This is a genomic window from Shewanella sp. 10N.286.48.B5 (genome assembly GCF_002874355.2).
GTDB lineage: Bacteria > Pseudomonadota > Gammaproteobacteria > Enterobacterales > Shewanellaceae > Shewanella.
Genome location: NZ_MCVG02000001.1, coordinates 738,116 through 754,267, shown reverse-complemented (window position 1 = coordinate 754,267; position 16,152 = coordinate 738,116). Strand labels below are relative to the sequence as shown.

At 42.0% G+C, this 16,152-nt stretch carries 15 protein-coding genes; 3 read left to right on the top strand and 12 right to left on the bottom strand.

Annotated features, from left to right (window positions below):
* Positions 1-5: 5 nt before the first annotated feature.
* The 7 genes from mmsB to BCU57_RS03230 all read right to left on the bottom strand — a co-directional run bounded on the left by mmsB (position 6) and on the right by BCU57_RS03230 (position 8,340).
* Positions 6-914: a 3-hydroxyisobutyrate dehydrogenase gene (gene mmsB, locus BCU57_RS03260; protein WP_102437711.1), complete on the bottom strand. Its 909-nt coding sequence runs from the start codon at positions 912-914 to the stop codon at positions 6-8.
* Between the two features lie 72 nt (positions 915-986).
* The gene (locus BCU57_RS03255; RefSeq protein WP_102437713.1) at positions 987-2,102 is read right to left on the bottom strand and encodes an enoyl-CoA hydratase/isomerase family protein; all 1,116 of its coding nucleotides are present in this window, start codon (positions 2,100-2,102) and stop codon (positions 987-989) included.
* A gap of 141 nt (positions 2,103-2,243) precedes the next feature.
* Entirely contained in the window at positions 2,244-3,401 is a 1,158-nt protein-coding gene (locus BCU57_RS03250; protein WP_102437715.1) for an acyl-CoA dehydrogenase family protein, read from the bottom strand.
* 242 nt (positions 3,402-3,643) lie between these two features.
* Positions 3,644-5,137, bottom strand: coding sequence for a CoA-acylating methylmalonate-semialdehyde dehydrogenase (locus BCU57_RS03245; RefSeq protein WP_102437717.1), 1,494 nt, complete (start codon positions 5,135-5,137; stop codon positions 3,644-3,646).
* A 210-nt stretch (positions 5,138-5,347) separates the two neighbouring features.
* The gene (locus BCU57_RS03240) at positions 5,348-6,550 is read right to left on the bottom strand and encodes a thiolase family protein (RefSeq protein WP_102437719.1); all 1,203 of its coding nucleotides are present in this window, start codon (positions 6,548-6,550) and stop codon (positions 5,348-5,350) included.
* 385 nt (positions 6,551-6,935) lie between these two features.
* A complete protein-coding gene (metA, locus tag BCU57_RS03235; protein ID WP_102437721.1) occupies positions 6,936-7,880 on the bottom strand; it encodes a homoserine O-acetyltransferase MetA in 945 nt (314 codons plus the stop codon).
* 49 nt (positions 7,881-7,929) lie between these two features.
* Positions 7,930-8,340, bottom strand: coding sequence for a YbaY family lipoprotein (locus BCU57_RS03230; RefSeq protein ID WP_102437723.1), 411 nt, complete (start codon positions 8,338-8,340; stop codon positions 7,930-7,932).
* 126 nt (positions 8,341-8,466) lie between these two features.
* On the opposite strand from BCU57_RS03230, the gene BCU57_RS03225 reads away from it, so the two are divergent.
* A complete protein-coding gene (locus BCU57_RS03225; protein ID WP_102437725.1) occupies positions 8,467-9,207 on the top strand; it encodes an SDR family NAD(P)-dependent oxidoreductase in 741 nt (246 codons plus the stop codon).
* 75 nt (positions 9,208-9,282) lie between these two features.
* Here the strand turns inward: BCU57_RS03225 and ompW are convergent, their stop codons facing one another.
* Complete coding sequence (gene ompW, locus BCU57_RS03220) at positions 9,283-9,927, bottom strand: outer membrane protein OmpW (protein WP_102437727.1); 645 nt, start codon at positions 9,925-9,927, stop codon at positions 9,283-9,285.
* Between the two features lie 441 nt (positions 9,928-10,368).
* Here ompW and BCU57_RS03215 point away from each other — a divergent pair, with 441 nt between their 5' ends.
* Positions 10,369-11,451 (top strand): hypothetical protein, encoded by a 1,083-nt coding sequence (locus BCU57_RS03215; RefSeq protein WP_241903500.1) that lies wholly within the window; start codon positions 10,369-10,371, stop codon positions 11,449-11,451.
* Between the two features lie 39 nt (positions 11,452-11,490).
* A complete protein-coding gene (locus BCU57_RS03210; protein WP_241903501.1) occupies positions 11,491-11,736 on the top strand; it encodes a hypothetical protein in 246 nt (81 codons plus the stop codon).
* Positions 11,737-11,836: 100 nt separating this feature from the next.
* Here the strand turns inward: BCU57_RS03210 and BCU57_RS03205 are convergent, their stop codons facing one another.
* From BCU57_RS03205 to tyrR, 4 genes are all read right to left on the bottom strand, one after another.
* The gene (locus tag BCU57_RS03205) at positions 11,837-12,388 is read right to left on the bottom strand and encodes a nucleotidyltransferase family protein (protein ID WP_102437731.1); all 552 of its coding nucleotides are present in this window, start codon (positions 12,386-12,388) and stop codon (positions 11,837-11,839) included.
* 32 nt (positions 12,389-12,420) lie between these two features.
* Positions 12,421-13,071: a maleylacetoacetate isomerase gene (maiA, locus tag BCU57_RS03200; protein WP_102437733.1), complete on the bottom strand. Its 651-nt coding sequence runs from the start codon at positions 13,069-13,071 to the stop codon at positions 12,421-12,423.
* A gap of 95 nt (positions 13,072-13,166) precedes the next feature.
* On the bottom strand, positions 13,167-14,153 hold the full coding sequence (locus BCU57_RS03195) for a fumarylacetoacetate hydrolase family protein (RefSeq protein WP_102437735.1): 987 nt from the start codon (positions 14,151-14,153) through the stop codon (positions 13,167-13,169).
* 362 nt (positions 14,154-14,515) lie between these two features.
* Entirely contained in the window at positions 14,516-16,054 is a 1,539-nt protein-coding gene (tyrR, locus tag BCU57_RS03190; protein WP_102437737.1) for a transcriptional regulator TyrR, read from the bottom strand.
* Positions 16,055-16,152 lie beyond the last annotated feature (98 nt).

The window sequence follows — 16,152 nt, the reverse complement described above, 5'->3', positions numbered from 1 at the left end:
AGCTGTTATTTATCTTCATCTGCTTTAGCAAACTGTTCAAAAATACTTGAAAAATCACGGCGACCATTGCCTTGACGGGCATGGTTAACATATAAACTGCGCGCCAATGCCCCCATAGGAGTGCTGGAATTCGATGCCAGCGATGCTTGCTGTGACAAGCCTAAATCTTTCACCATCAAATCAACCATAAAGCCGCCCTGATAATCATTTGAAGAAGGCACATTGTCCATTACATCAGGGCACGGGTTGTATTTTTCGAGGGTCCAGTTGCCGCCGCTACTGACTTTCATGATATCAGATAACACTTTAGGGTCTAAACCATTATCAATACCTAGCTGCAAAGATTCACTGGTGCCGACCATTAATACTGATAACAGCATATTATTACAGATTTTGGCAATTTGGCCTGCGCCTGCCGCGCCTGCATGAAAAATATTAGCCCCCATAACCGTTAATACTGTTTGCGCTTTATCATAGGCGTTATCACTGCCACCACAAATGAATGTTAGTGTGCCAGCGGCTGCGCCCGCTGTGCCGCCTGACACTGGCGCATCCATAAACTCAATGCCTTTGGCTGCAGCTTGTGCCCCAACCGTTTGCGCCGTGCCTGCATCTATGGTGGAGCAATCAATTAATATGGCATCTTTAGCGACCACATCCAGTAAGCCTTTGTTGTCATCATCGCCAATATATAAACTGTGTACATGCTTACCTGCAGGCAACATGGTAATGATATAATCTGCTGCTGCCGCTGCGCCGCAAGCGGTTTTTGCGCTTAACGCGCCCTGTTTAGTTAATGCCTCAACCGCCGCTGGTACTAAATCAAATACCGTGACTGTCATGCCTGCTTTAATTAAATTGGCTGCCATTGGGCCGCCCATATTACCTAAACCAATAAATGCTACTGTTGCCATGATAAGTTCCTTTTAGATGTCTTTTAGCTAGATGCCTTTTACTTAGATGCCTTTTACTTAGATGCCTTTTACTTAGATGCCTTTTAACGGATGGTCATCGGCTTGCCAAGGTGATGTCAGCAATTGGGTCACTGCTTCTGCGGTCACTTCACTTGCATGACTAAATCGCCATTGTGGATTGCGATCTTTATCAATGAGTAATGCCCTTACCCCTTCACAAAAATCGCCATAGGAGCAGCAATTGACGCTAATACCTAGCTCCCACTTAAAGCACTCTGCTAATGTTTTATTCGTACCTAAGTTGGCTTGAGCAAAAATTAAAAACCAACTTAATGGGCTACCTTTTAAAGCCGTTTTTTGAGCCCGTTTAAGCCAATCTAATTCAGTGTCTAAACTGGTGAGTTGATGATGCACCTCTTCAATTTCACCCAACATTAATTGATCAATCTCAGTTTGAAATTGCTCAAGTGGGCTTTGGCCTATTTTAGCTGTGGTATTTTGTTGCTGGGTATTTAACACCATACTTAGCTGCTGATGATTTAACTCAGCATCATCGCTCCAACTGACATCAGCAAGGGCATCAAATAACGGCTGTTTATCATCGCTTGCTAAAAAGTGATTGCCCAGTCCAACATGCAAAGCATCGGCGGCGTTCATGTTATAAGCGGTTAAGCCTAAAAATAAGCCTAATTTACCCGGCATACGATTTAAGAAATAACTGCCGCCTACATCAGGGTACAAACCTATGGATATTTCAGGCATGGCAATGCGGCTTCGCTCTGTCACCACTCGGTGACTGCCACCCGCCATTAGCCCTAAACCGCCGCCCATAACAATGCCATCGCCCCACACCAGCACTGGTTTACCAAACTGATGTAGTAAATAATCTAATTGATACTCTTGGGTGAAAAAATCGCATGCTTCTGCAGTCATGGTATTAGGATTAGCAATCGATGCATGGTAAATCGCCCTGACATCACCGCCAGCGCAAAAGGCTTTATCCCCTGCGCCATCAAGCACAACAAAAGCAATATCATCATTTTGCTGCCAAGCAAGCAGCTGCTTGGTCATGGCATTGACCATGTCTAAATTCAAGGCATTTAAGGCCTTTTCAATATTAAGGGTTACCACCCCAATTGATTTACCAGACAGGGTCCCTAGAGTTTGAAATATTACATCTTGAGTCATTAGCTATTATTCCAATTCAGTATATTGTTTTACAGCTTATTAAGGCTTATTTTCCGGTAATCCAAGCTATCATTGCGACTAGGGTAAATACCCATGTTGGCTAATTTCATTAGCCAACATAAAGCGCTTGGCTAGTAACTGTTACAAAATAGCGTGCGCATTTTCATCTAGCAAACGACGAGCAATAATTAAGCGCATGATTTCATTAGTGCCTTCAAGAATTTGATGTACCCGCACATCTCTAAAATGACGCTCTAATGGGTACTCACGAATATAGCCATAACCGCCGTGAAGTTGCAGGGCGTTATCACACACTTGAAAACCAATGTCGGTAGCAAATCGTTTTGCCATTGCGCAGTAAGCTGTGGCTTCTGGATCTTTTGAATCTAATTTGAAAGCAGCTAAGCGCACTAACTGCCTTGCAGCGACTAACTCTGTCGCCATATCAGCTAACTTAAACTGTAATCCTTGAAATGCCGCAATGGGCTTACCAAACTGCTTACGTTCATTCATGTATTCTGTGGCACGGGTCAGCGCAGCTTGCGCTGTACCGATAGAACAAGTGGCGATATTAATACGACCGCCATCGAGGCCCTTCATGGCAAAAGTGAAACCTTGGCCTTCTTCACCGAGTAAATTAGCCACTGGCACGCGGACATTTTCAAAGGTTATTGAACGTGTTGGCTGGGCATTCCAGCCCATTTTGTCTTCGGCTTTACCATAGCTTACACCAGCAGTATCTGCTGGAATAGCTATAGCTGAAATACCTTTTGCGCCCGCTTCGCCTGTACGGCACATCACTACTAATAGCTCAGTTTCACCCGCACCAGAAATAAACACTTTTGAGCCATTAATGATGTAATCATCACCATCACGAACCGCTTTAGTCGCAAGTGATGCAGCGTCACTGCCTGCACCCGGCTCTGTTAGGCAATATGATGCGAGTAATCGACCTGTGGTTAGACCTTCAGACCACTGCTGGCGCAATGTTTCACTACCCCAAGTGGTGACCATCCATGTGGCCATATTATGAATAGTCAACATGGCGGTAGTTGCTGTGCAGCCTTGTGATAACTCTTCAAAAATAATCGACGAATCTAATCGGCTTAGCCCCATTCCACCTTCTGACTCAGGCGAATACAAAGAGCAAAAACCTAGCTCGCCAGCCTTGTGAATTACATCCTTTGGAAAGTGATGCTCTTCATCCCATTTTGCGGCAAAGGGTGCCAGCTCATCTGCGGCAAATTGACGGGCTAATTCTGCGAATTGGCGTTGGTCTTCGGTTAAATTAAAGTCCATGGTGTTAATCCTTTTACTATGACTCTTTAGGTCATTTTATGGCTAAACAATCCTGTGCTTTTATGTGAGCGTGTTTGCAAAAACTGAGTGACTTTTGCAAACTGATTTTTACTAAATGCTTATAGCTAACCGCATTTTAGTTACACGCTATTTGGTTACACGCACAGTGATCATTAAGTGAGTCTTGTGGTTTGCTTGTCTGAATAATTAACTGGTCTTCTCCCATCAGAAGACCAGTACATTTACTTAAGATTGATGCTCATATTCGGGCCACTCACCACTTCGTCATCAAACCATCGTGAAGTGATGGTTTTAGTTTCAGTGTAAAAACGCACCGCTTGTTTACCGTAAGCGTGCTGATCGCCATAGAAACTGCCTTTCCAACCGGTAAATGAGAAGAATGGTAATGGCACAGGAATTGGCACGTTAATGCCCACTTGGCCCACTTCGATGTGGTGTTGATACTTACGCGCTGCGCCGCCGGATGCGGTAAAAATTGAAGTGCCGTTACCATATGGACTGTTATTGACTAACTCAATGGCGTCATCAAGGTTGTCAGCTTCCATGCAGCACAAAACAGGACCGAAGATCTCTTCTTTATAAATGCTCATATCGGTAGTGACTTTGTCGAACATGGTTGGACCAATCCAGTTACCTGACTCATAGCCCTCAACCGTAAAGTCGCTACCATCGAGTAAACAGTCCGCGCCTTCAGCTTTACCTTGGGCAATAAGCTTAAGTACACGCTCTTTGGCAGCGGGGCTAATAACTGGGCCATAGGCGGCATTGTCATCATTCCATAAACCTGGGCGTACTTTTGCTAGTGCTTCTTTAAGCTCTGGGATCCACTCTTTAGCAGCGCCAACAAATACTGCCACTGAAATCGCCATACAACGTTGACCAGCAGCGCCAACTGATGCGCCAACCATGTTATTGATCACTTGCTGCTTATTAGCATCAGGCATGATCACGCAGTGGTTTTTCGCGCCAGCAAAGGCTTGAACACGCTTTAAGTTATCAGTACCCGTTTTGTAAATGTATTGCCCTACAGCCACAGAACCAACAAATGAAATCGCTTTAATGTCAGGATCTGCCAACAAAATATCCACCGCGGTTTTATCACCATGAATAAGCTGCAGCACGCCTTTGGGCGCGCCCGCTTCAACAAACAATTCAACTAAACGCTGCGGCGTCATTGGATCTTGTTCTGAAGGCTTTAAAATAAAGGTATTACCGCAAGCAATCGCTAACGGGAACATCCATAACGGGATCATCGCCGGGAAGTTAAACGGGGTAATACCCGCACACACCCCTAATGGCTGGGTGTAGCTATAAGTATCAATATTACGCGCCACATTCTCAACGGTTTCGCCCATTAACATTGAGGCGATATTACAAGCATGCTCTGCCACTTCAATACCACGCCAAACATCACCTTTTGCATCTTCAAAGGTTTTACCGGTTTCTTGGGCCAGAATAGTGGCGATTTCATCGTGATGCTCTTTTAAAAGGTGTTGATAACGGAGCATTACGCGAGCACGCTCTGACACAGGTACTTCTTTCCACGTAGTGAATGCTTGTTTTGCACTGTCTATGGCTTGATTAACTTCTGCAACCGTAGCAGCGTTAATATTGGCAATAACGCTGTTGTTAGCTGGGTTAGTAACATCAATGTTTTGACTACCTGTACCTTCGGTGAATTCACCGGCAATATAATGTTTAACTTGTATGGTCATCTTGCTTCCTAAATCCTGTTACAGATTATTGTTGAGCCCCAAAGCTCTTGAGTAATAATAAGCACCAACCAAGCTGTTATTGTTAGCATCACTCTATGATGATTATTTGCCATAGCCTTTACTGGTGCTTATTTGTTGTTAATAACGCCAACATCAAAAGTGACGCAATTAACAACGAGTCTTGTTAAATCTTAATCAATTACAACGAGGTTAAACTTCAATCGCCATAGCAGTTGCTTCGCCGCCGCCAATACATAATGACGCCACACCTTTAGCGGTGCCTTTAGCCAAACCTTTAGCTTGTAGCGCATGGATGAGGGTCACTAATACACGGGCGCCAGAACAACCAATTGGATGACCTAATGCACACGCTCCGCCATAGATGTTCACTTTATTGGCATCAAGTTGTAGCTCTTGGATTGCTAACATGGTCACCATGGCAAAGGCTTCGTTGATTTCAAATAAATCAACATCTGTTTTTGCCCAGTTAACCTTGTCGAATAATTTGTTCATCGCGCCCACTGGCGCTGTGGTAAACATTGATGGCTCTTGTGAGTGAGTGCTATGGCCTTTAATCGTGGCCATCACTTCCAAGCCTAATGACGCTGCCTTTTCTCGGGTCATTAGCATTACTGCTGCGGCGCCATCAGAAATCGAGCTTGAGTTGGCCGCGGTAATGGTGCCGTCTTTAGTAAATGCTGGACGTAATGTCGGGATTTTTTCAGGGCGGGCATTGCCCGGTTGTTCATCGGTATCAACGGTCACATCACCACGGCGATTAGCAATGGTAATTGGCACAATTTCAGCTTTAAATGCACCTGAATCAATCGCTTTATTGGCTTTTTCAAGTGAGCTTAAGGCAAAGTTATCCATTTGCTCTCGGGTGAGGCCGAAATCATCTGCAGTTTTTTGCGCGAATGTGCCCATAGCGCCGCCAGTGTAGGCATCTTCTAATCCATCAAGAAACATATGGTCTAACACTTTGCCATGCCCCATACGCATACCGCCGCGCGCTTTATCAAGTAAATATGGCGCTTGACTCATACTTTCCATACCACCAGCAATAACCACTTCGCTGCTGCCAGACTTAATTGCATCATGAGCTAACATCACGGTTTTCATGCCAGAACCACAAACCTTATTCACGGTTGTTGCGCCAACACTCAAAGGTAGGTCAGCGCCCAATGTCGCTTGTCTTGCTGGCGCTTGACCTAAGCCTGCCGGTAATACACAACCCATAAACACTTCATCAATTAAATCAGTATTGATTTGAGTTTGATTGACTAAGCCTTTAATTGCATTGGCCGCTAAGGTTGGCGCTGGTACGGCTGATAGTGCGCCTTGAAAGCCCCCCATTGGGGTGCGTTTAGCTGCAACAATGACAATATCTTGGGGTGATTGGTCTGTACTCATAACTTCTCCGGTCTAAACTGCTGGTAAGTAAGCGGACAAAATCAGCAAAAATGTGATCTAGTTCAACTATAAAATAATAGTTACACTCTGACGTTTACGCTAACGTAAAGCAAGTGGTTTGAATGTGATTATCAATAGTGAATATTTTATGAGTGTCACTGAAGATTTACATCAAGCGTAAAGCCCTGATTTAAAATAGCTAAAATGTAATAAATCCCACTAAAAAAGTCATAGCCAGCGTTAAATTATCAAGGTGTTTTTGAGGGGATTTGCCATAAAAAAGGGCGATATCGAAAACGATATCGCCCTTTTTATTAATACTTGTAGCATGATGTTTGGCCGAATTTACGCCATATTTTGTTTAAACACCTTAATCAATCTGTGATTAGCTTTTCAATTCCCACGGCGTTCTTGCGCTCATATCTGATAAATCATAAGGCGTAAGCTGGTAAACATAGTAGTTAAGCCAGTTGCTCACTAACAAACTGCCATGACTGTGCCAGCGAGCAATGGGCTCTTGGCTTGGATCATTATCACGATAGTAGTTGCTCGGTATATTAGGGTTGATACCTAAGCCAACATCTCGCTGATATTCATCATTTAAAGTAGGTTTTTGATACTCAGGATGCCCCATCACAAACAGGTTACGATTATTGCGGCTAAGCACAATATAGGCCCCAGCTTCAGCAGATTCAGCTAGCACTTCAACATCAGAATGTTGGTGTAAATCGTTAATATTCACTTCAGCATAACGTGAATGCGGCGCAAAAAACTCATCATCAAAACCGCGTAGTAATGGATGCGGCTCGTTGGTACGACTATGGTTAAACACCCCCGAACGCTTTTGCTCAAGTAAACTGCGATTAATACCATATAAATGAAACAAACCTGCATGCGCCGCCCAGCATAGAAACAATACTGAAGTGACATGTTCTTGAGACCAATCAATAATTTGTTTAATGTGATCCCAATACACCACATCTTCAAAATCCAGCTGCCCAAGTGGCGCACCGGTAATAATTAACCCATCATAATTGTTCGTTTTAACCGCTTCAAAATCCCGATAAAAAGCATTCATATGATCGACAGAAGTATGCTTAGATGCTTTGTCATGAATACGCAATAGGTCAACATCCACTTGCAGCGGGGTATTACCTAATAAGCGCAATAGCTGGGTTTCGGTTTCAATTTTATTGGGCATTAAATTTAGAATTAATACCCGCATAGGTCGAATATCTTGATTTGCAGCGCGAGTTTCCGACATCACAAAGATATTTTCAGACTCTAAGATTTCAGCTGCAGGTAAATCATCTGGAATTCTAACCGGCATAGGAGCACCTTTTTAATACAAAATAAATCGGTGCATAGGCATGATAAGCCTAACCACCAACTTTATTAACAATCACATTTATGGGCTGTGTCTCATTGACATCAATGCTATACGCTTGCGTATTGATAAACCACAGCTTGCCATTTACTTCTATTCGCGCCCCAATTGAGTAACTATGACCAACAATAAATTGGTCTGCAGCTATTTGAAACTCAAATGCTTGCGGCGCGCTCACTTGTTGGTACACTTTTTCAGCGATAACAATCGCTTTGGTATCTTGCAAAGACACATCCTTCACTTGCACGGTGAGTATTGCGTTGTCTGGCAATGCCATGCGCTCGCGATAACTCACATCACCACTTATAGACACTAAATGATCTACAGAGCTGCAGCCGAATAATCCGCCTAGCAGCATTAAAGAAATACATGCTTTGCTGATAAATGCTTTAATGATGTTCATATATCCTGTCCTTATAATACATTAAGACTTCTAGAAGTCTATACGTCTCATATTGAATAATATTCTTGCTTGTTATCCCTCGCAGTTGTTTTTATCATAGGCCATCATTTCGTCGTCTAAAAGCACATGACTACAGCAAACGCAATAATAGTGGGCGCTAGCTCACACCTTAGTAAAGAAATCGCCCGTCAATTAGCCGAGCAGAAAGTTTCTCTAGTGCTATTTGTACAAGATCCCGATGCCATGGCCGAGTTTGCCGCAAGCTTACCGACAAAAGTTGATGTGCTACCGTTAGATATTGAAAATCCAACAGCCATTATCAGCCAGCTTGAAAAAGTATGGTTAAGCCTTGAAGGCGCGCATTTAGTGTTAGTGAATACTGGACTTAATGCCTACAGTGAAGCACTGCCTTGGGAAATCGAACAAGATATCATTGACGTCAATGTGCGTGGTTTTGCCGCAATTTGTAATACCACCTTTCGATTAATGCGCGAGCAAGGCTATGGTCAAATTGCTGCAATCAACTCTATTGCCGGTTTACGTGGTGGCCCAAGTGTGGCTTATCATGCATCAAAAGCCTTTGCAGAAAATTACCTTGAAGGCTTAAGCATGCATGCGCAGCGATTAAAGTTACCAATCACTATTACCGATATTCAGCTAGGCCTATTGGATAAAGCTGCAATGCAGAAAAGTAAACTGTGGTTGCCGCCATTGCCAAAAGTGGCTAAACAAATTGTCAGCGCGATGCAAAAAGGCAAGCGCAAAGTCTATGTCACTAAACGCTGGCGCTTAGTGGCTTGGTTAACCTTACTTTTACCTGAGTTTATTTATAATACTCGCCATTGGAAGGCTAAAAAGAAAAAATAGCTTATTCAGTTATTTACCCACATAAAAAACAGGAGCCTAGCTCCTGTTTTTTATGCTCTAAATATTTTTCAAATATTAGAAGGTGTAACCAATGCTGACCATGTATACCCATGGGTCAATATCAGTTTCAACTGAAATAGCATCTTCACCTAAATTGAATTTAACATCCGTTGAGATATCAGCGTACCAAACCGATGCATTTACTAACCAGTTATCATTAAATTGATAATCAAGCCCAACTTGTGCCGCTAAGCCCCAAGAGTTACTCATGCTTAAATCAGTTAATGCGCCGTCTAAGTCATTGGTAAACTCGTTATCAAAAAAGTTAGTAAAGTTAACACCAACACCAATGTAAGGACGTAATTTAGATTGGCCATTACCAAAGTAATACTGCGCCACTAAGGTTGGTGGTAAATGCTTAGTTTCAGCAATTTTACCTAACTCACCAAGAGAAACATCATGACTAAAAGGAGTTGCTGCCAATAATTCTAAACCCCAATTATCAGTTAGCATGTAACCAAAGTTTAAGCCGACTTGGGTATTATCATCGACTGTAAACTCTGCAACATTAGCAACAACTGGACTAGACTCATTTGGCACAACCGCTACCGCACCAACACGAAAGATAAAATCACCAGCTTGATGAGCAACCGCAGCTGAAGAAACACCTGCAGATAATAAACTGGCAGCAACTAGACTAAGGGCTATTTTTTTATTCATTATGACAACTCCATGTGTACAACATAATTAGCGCTTTCGATAAACACCTTTAACAATTGCCGCTACACTGCCAGATAAAACCTTTAACAATCTTGATCCAGATCAACAAAGCTATTTACATCAAACTAGGTATAACGCTTTATTGACTTAGATCACATTTAGCTTGAACTTTGCCTACTAAGAAGCTTTTAAAATGCCAGTTTAACTGATGAAAACGTTGATTTTTTAACCAGGCACTTTCATGAGCAAAGCATGAGCCTGATATTAACTAAGCAATAACTATTTACCTTTTTGTAACATTTAATAGCGGTATTGCTTGTTAATCAATCCTATAAAAATTCTGCCTATTAAAGCCTGTCTATAAAAAGACTCATAAAATAAACGCCGCTGCCAATGATTAAAAGATAAACCCCCTCAATTGTTGTTACAAAGGTGCTACCCTTGAACAAAATACCTTTACCTTTGTTTATAGGCTGTAATTATCTTTCAATGACACAAATATGGATAACATCACTGTTTAGCCTCACGCTGTTTATTGCAGCTGATTTAGCTGCATCACAGCCCAAGGACATCGCTAATGCTATCTTTGATAATGAGCCTACCTCTGAAAAGACCATCACCGACAAAAAATCACCTTTGAATGAAACCCAGTCAGATGATGAAGTCGAGCCATCAGCTTGTTATAGCCGTTCACAAACTGATGAGAAAATTGATAAGGCTTTTGATTATCTCAACACCAAATTCTGCCAACCGGCCATTTGGTTTGACAGCTTCTTTGTCGATGATCGCATTGAAGATGATGCCAGAGCTGGCACGATTGTCCGTTGGTATAATGATTTTTCCTATTATGAAAAAGAAGGTTTTAAATATCATGCTAACGTCAATGCGCGGGTAAATTTACCTGGAGTCACTAAAAAGCTAAAACTCATTTTTGATTCAACTGGAGAAGATGATCCATTTTCATTTATACGCAGCCCTGACGATAACAACGACAGGGAATTTAGCTTACGCTATGACTGGCTAGCTCGAAATAGAAGTAGTTTTAATATAAAGCTCAGTTTTAAGCCTAAAATCGAAGCTCGTTATCGCTATACCTATTCTATTTCAGAAAATACCATCAGCCGCATCACCCAAAAGCTGTATCAAGAGAAAAATCTCACTGGTGAGTCTACTGAATTCGATATTGAACACTCTTTTAACGATGATTTTTTATTGCGCTGGAGTGCTGCGTTCCAATATGAAACTAACGATAATGGTTGGGAGCTAGGCTCAGGTCTGCAGTTATATCAATATATCAGTGATAAACAAGCCATTAGTTATCAAGCCCACATACACGGCGTCGACCAGCCCTATAAATATATTGATAGTGCAAAAATTGGCTTAACTTACCGACAAAACTTTGTCCGAGATTGGTTGTTTTTTGCCATCACGCCTGAATATACTTGGACTAAAGAAGATGATGAAGTGCGCATCAATCAAGTGGTGCTAACCTTTACCATAGAGTTTTTATTTCAAAATATTTAACTCTATGCCGATTAGCTAAACCACCGCCAAGAGGACAAGATGATGAATGAAAAATTTATAAAATTTGATGTGTTTGGTAAGTCCTTGTCAATTAAGCGCCAAGATAGACAAAGTGATCAGCCCCAATGGCTACTGTTTCGTGATTCAGGCACCGGGCTTAGATCGCGCATCCATGAGGTCATCATTCCACCTGAGCTTAAAGAAACAGAGCTTGCAGGTTATCTTGATGATATTTTCCATGAAAATGCCACTGCAAAACATTCACAAGTGTTAAAGCTGACATAAAAAAATGACATAAAAATGACATAAAAGGTGCAGCTAAAGGCTATAACTTAAACGCAAGAGCTAATTGACTAGTGATAAATGACAAGGGGTTACGGGGGGGTTAGAGCTCAAGTGAAAGCTTAGGATATTGCTTAAACCAAGGTTTACTGGCAACACGCTCCATAAACACATGTTTATCGGCATTGGGGTTATAGCTCACCGATAGGCTAAATAGGTTTTCATAACCAAATAATGCCTTTAGCACTAACTTGCCATCATTATCCAGTTTTACCGCTACCGCTGTTTGTTGCTCAGGCCAATAACACATCGCATCAAGGGTTGATGTATAGGCTGGGTGATGATTCCTTTTATGCATTCTGGCTTGGTTTTTCACCGACCAAGGCAGTTTTATCCGCTCAGATAATGCTTTTTCGATTAACTTATCACGATAGGCACAGGTTTGTTTGCTGCAATAATAAATCACATCAATATCAGTTAACGCACTGGGCGCTATTTGATGCTGTTTATCCCACACTAAATTACGCACAAACCCTGCAGCAATGTACCAATCTGTAATATTAAGCTCAGTAAAAAGCGCTGCAACTTGCTGCAAGGCACTAATGCGCATCTTGTCTGCTACAATCCAATTTTTTAACTGAGCTTCATAGTCCATATTTTACTCGAGCTTATCTATAAAATGCTGGGTTAACTGGCATCATCTTGCTGCTCAGGCGCAGCTGCAGCAAAGGCTGGGTGAGCCTGACATGTGTGCCAAATCCGCACAATATTAGGGTATGCAGATAAATCTACGTTGAAGCGATAGGCATTGTAAACCTGAGGGATAAGACAAATATCTGCCAAGCTTGGACTGTCGCCAAAACTAAATTTACCAGAGTGAACAGCTAATTGCTTTTCTAGCGCCGCAAAACCTAAATGGATCCAATGATGATACCAGTTCATTTTGTCTTCTTCAGATACGCCCATGTCTTTAACGAGATACTGTAATACCCGTAAGTTGTCCAGTGGGTGAACTTCACAAGCGATCAATTGCGCCATGGCACGCACTACGGCTCTATTTTTAGCGCCTTGTGGCAATAAACTATATTGCGGATATTGCTCTTCTAAATACTCAATAATTGCCAATGACTGGGTTAAATTAAACTCTCCATGGTCATCTTCATCAACCAATGCCGGAACCAAATGCTGTGGGTTCAATTGGGCAAACATATCACTATGCTGCTCACCGCCATTTTTGACTAAATGCACTGAAATTTGCTCTGCATCCAGCTGCTTAAGATTAAGCGCGATACGCACCCGATATGCCGCACTGGAGCGCCAATAACCATATAATTTCATAGTATATCCTTATCAAATTAACTGAGTTAGCATTGATGATATAAAAAAAGCAATAACGTTAGACGCTATTGCTTTTTATCACAGCAAACACTTATTTAAGCTTTGTATTCAACCACTTTTTGATCGATAGAACCAAAGATTGAGTTATCTTGATCATCAAACATTTCAATTCTTACTGTATCGCCAAAACGCATAAATGGCGTTGAAGCTTTACCGTCTGCAATGATTTCTAGCATGCGTTTTTCAGCTAAACAGCTAGAACCGGCACTGCGATCATAATTTGAAATAGTACCAGAACCAATCACAGCTCCCGCTGCCAATGGACGGGTCTTAGCAACATGAGCGACCAATTGACTAAAGTTAAACGTCATATCTACGCCCGCATTAGGACGACCAAATAAATCACCATTTAAATGAGTTACCAATGGTAAGTGCACTTTGCTATCTTGCCATCTGTCACCTAATTCATCAGGGGTAATCGCCACTGGCGAAAACGCACTTGAAGGCTTTGATTGGAAAAAGCCAAACCCTTTCGCTAACTCCCCAGGTATAAGATTACGTAACGATACGTCATTCACTAGCATCAATAATTTGATGTGCTGGGCAGCGTTATCTGCATCTACGCCCATTTTAACGTCGTCAGTGACCACTGCGATTTCTGACTCGAAATCAATACCGTACTCTTCACTGGCCATTTCAATATCGGCTTTTGGCGCGATAAAGCAATCTGAGCCACCTTGATATACTAATGGATCAGTCCAAAACGTTGCTGGCATTTCTGCGCCGCGCGCTTTACGAACCAATTCAACGTGGTTGACGTATGCACTGCCATCAGCCCATTGATATGCACGAGGCAATGGCGATAAACATTTAGCTTCATCAAAATCAACGACGTTGTCCATCATACCGGCATTTAATGCTTCATATAATTCTTGTAATTGCGGGTTTAATAAATCCCAAGCATCTAATAATTGCTGCATAGTATGCGCAATAGCAGGTACGGCAACGGCTTTGGTTAAATCTTTACTGACCAACATCAGTTGGCCATCACGGCGACCGTTGTTATAACTTGCAAGTTTCATTTTGACTCCTAGATGGGTACAAATAATGTTGCTACTACTCAAGACAATGTGATTACAAGACGTGCTAACTGGCTTGGCAATTCGATTAAATCAAATATGCTACCTGTAAAGCGCCTATGCTGAGTAATAACAACTAAAATAGCGTTGTTAACGATACAAATACCCTAAGCTTAACCGAATTAATATAGCGTGAGATAAATCACACTTTGTTTGCTTGAGAGTTAAATTGTAAAGGTTTCAATACAGAATGAGATCCCAGTATCAGAATGCGGATCTCAGGCTGGTAAACCTCAAAATGCCAGTGGCTTACTGACATTTTGATGGCATGAAATCGTTACACTAAAAATAACCGCTACGATTAATTAACGTTTTTTAGATATTTTGTAGTCGCGCAGCTTGTTAGCAATAGCGGTATGAGAAACCCCCAGCTTTTTAGCTAATTGACGGGTACTTGGATAAGCTGGATATAAGCGCCTTAATAAGCTTGCCTCATATTCTTTCATGGCTTGATCTAAGCTGCCTTCAAACTCTTCATCAAAGTAGCCAAAGCCTTCAGCATAAGAAGGTAACTTAAGTTGCTCAACGGTTAGTTCTGCCGAGCCATCCCACATCGATACCGCTCTAAAAATAGCGTTTTTAAGCTGACGCACATTACCTGGCCAGGCATAGGTGAACAAGTAGTCCCGACATGATGCTGAAATACGTCGTAATGGACTCGATAACTGCTGGCTGTAATGCTCTAAAAACATTTCAGTGAGCGGAATAACATCCACTTTACGTTCACGGAGCGACGGCATGTGATAACTAAGTACATGAATGCGATAATAAAGATCTTCTCTGAATTCACCTGATTGGCACAGTTCTGCCAAGTTCTTTTGGGTAGAACAAATTATACGTACATCAGCGCGCACTTCTTCATCGCCGCCAATGCGTCTAAAAGTGCCATCTTGTAGTAAACGCAATAGTTTTACTTGAGCAGCTTTTGACATTTCGGCAATTTCATCTAAGAAAACAGTGCCACCTTTCGCCTCTTCAAATAAGCCACGTTTTACCACTTGGCCATTTGACACAAAGCCAAACAATTCTTCTTCTGCCACGCTATCTGGTAATGCAGCGCAGTTAATAGCAATAAAGGCGTGCTCTCGGCGCATACTGGCATCATGGCTCGCTTTGGCCATCAACTCTTTACCAGTACCCGTTTCACCAGTTATTAATAACGGTGCATCCAGTTGGGCCATACGTTTGGCTTGTTTAAGCACATCTTTCATTTTATCGCTAACGGCCAACACATTATCAAAGCCTGTGGTTTGATTTTGCAGCGCATTAAATTGCTTACCGACACGGGCTGGTGATTTTAGCGACACCACCGCGCCCGCTAAAATACTGGCATTGTTTTCATCAGGTAAATAGATAGGCAGCATTTCGGCTAAATATTCATTATTACCAATTTGCACCCGAGTGGCTTGCGCTAATACAGGGGCTTCAGTTAACCAGCGAGAAAAGTTAAATCCTTGCACCCAATGATTAAGCGATTCATCAATCACTTCATGCTCTTGCATATTAAGGGTTAATAATGCGGATTCATTAACAATACGAATACGGCCTTTAGCATTAATTGAAAAAACGGAGTCTGGCAGGGTTTGTAATAAGGTTTTGAGCGCGTAATGTTCTTGCTCGGAGGGCATAAACGATACGGTACGAACATCATGGACGCTTTCTACTTTGCGAATTAAAGGCATTAATTCACTTAAGGTTTCAAAGCCAATTTCGGCAAACTGTAGGTACAAAAAGCCTCTATTGCTGGCATCAATTGCAATTAAGTTAATGCCATAGTTTTCTAGCACTTCTAGAATATCTTTCGCAAGGCCGATACGATCTAAACAACTGACTTCCAAACGCATAAACAACTATTCCCTATTATATTGTTTTCTGGAATATCCGAGGACTCGATTCTGACCATGTCAGGGTGCCCTTCTTAATTTGTGAGCGATACGTTAAA

What these genes read in the sequence shown, in the direction of transcription:
- mmsB (WP_102437711.1), bottom strand. Translation starts at nt 914, where the DNA reads ATGGCAACAGTAGCATTTATTGGTTTAGGTAATATGGGCGGCCCAATG.
- BCU57_RS03255 (WP_102437713.1), bottom strand. Translation starts at nt 2,102, where the DNA reads ATGACTCAAGATGTAATATTTCAAACTCTAGGGACCCTGTCTGGTAAA.
- BCU57_RS03250 (WP_102437715.1), bottom strand. Translation starts at nt 3,401, where the DNA reads ATGGACTTTAATTTAACCGAAGACCAACGCCAATTCGCAGAATTAGCC.
- BCU57_RS03245 (WP_102437717.1), bottom strand. Translation starts at nt 5,137, where the DNA reads ATGACCATACAAGTTAAACATTATATTGCCGGTGAATTCACCGAAGGT.
- BCU57_RS03240 (WP_102437719.1), bottom strand. Translation starts at nt 6,550, where the DNA reads ATGAGTACAGACCAATCACCCCAAGATATTGTCATTGTTGCAGCTAAA.
- metA (WP_102437721.1), bottom strand. Translation starts at nt 7,880, where the DNA reads ATGCCGGTTAGAATTCCAGATGATTTACCTGCAGCTGAAATCTTAGAG.
- BCU57_RS03230 (WP_102437723.1), bottom strand. Translation starts at nt 8,340, where the DNA reads ATGAACATCATTAAAGCATTTATCAGCAAAGCATGTATTTCTTTAATG.
- BCU57_RS03225 (WP_102437725.1), top strand. Translation starts at nt 8,467, where the DNA reads ATGACTACAGCAAACGCAATAATAGTGGGCGCTAGCTCACACCTTAGT.
- ompW (WP_102437727.1), bottom strand. Translation starts at nt 9,927, where the DNA reads ATGAATAAAAAAATAGCCCTTAGTCTAGTTGCTGCCAGTTTATTATCT.
- BCU57_RS03210 (WP_241903501.1), top strand. Translation starts at nt 11,491, where the DNA reads ATGATGAATGAAAAATTTATAAAATTTGATGTGTTTGGTAAGTCCTTG.
- BCU57_RS03205 (WP_102437731.1), bottom strand. Translation starts at nt 12,388, where the DNA reads ATGGACTATGAAGCTCAGTTAAAAAATTGGATTGTAGCAGACAAGATG.
- maiA (WP_102437733.1), bottom strand. Translation starts at nt 13,071, where the DNA reads ATGAAATTATATGGTTATTGGCGCTCCAGTGCGGCATATCGGGTGCGT.
- BCU57_RS03195 (WP_102437735.1), bottom strand. Translation starts at nt 14,153, where the DNA reads ATGAAACTTGCAAGTTATAACAACGGTCGCCGTGATGGCCAACTGATG.
- tyrR (WP_102437737.1), bottom strand. Translation starts at nt 16,054, where the DNA reads ATGCGTTTGGAAGTCAGTTGTTTAGATCGTATCGGCCTTGCGAAAGAT.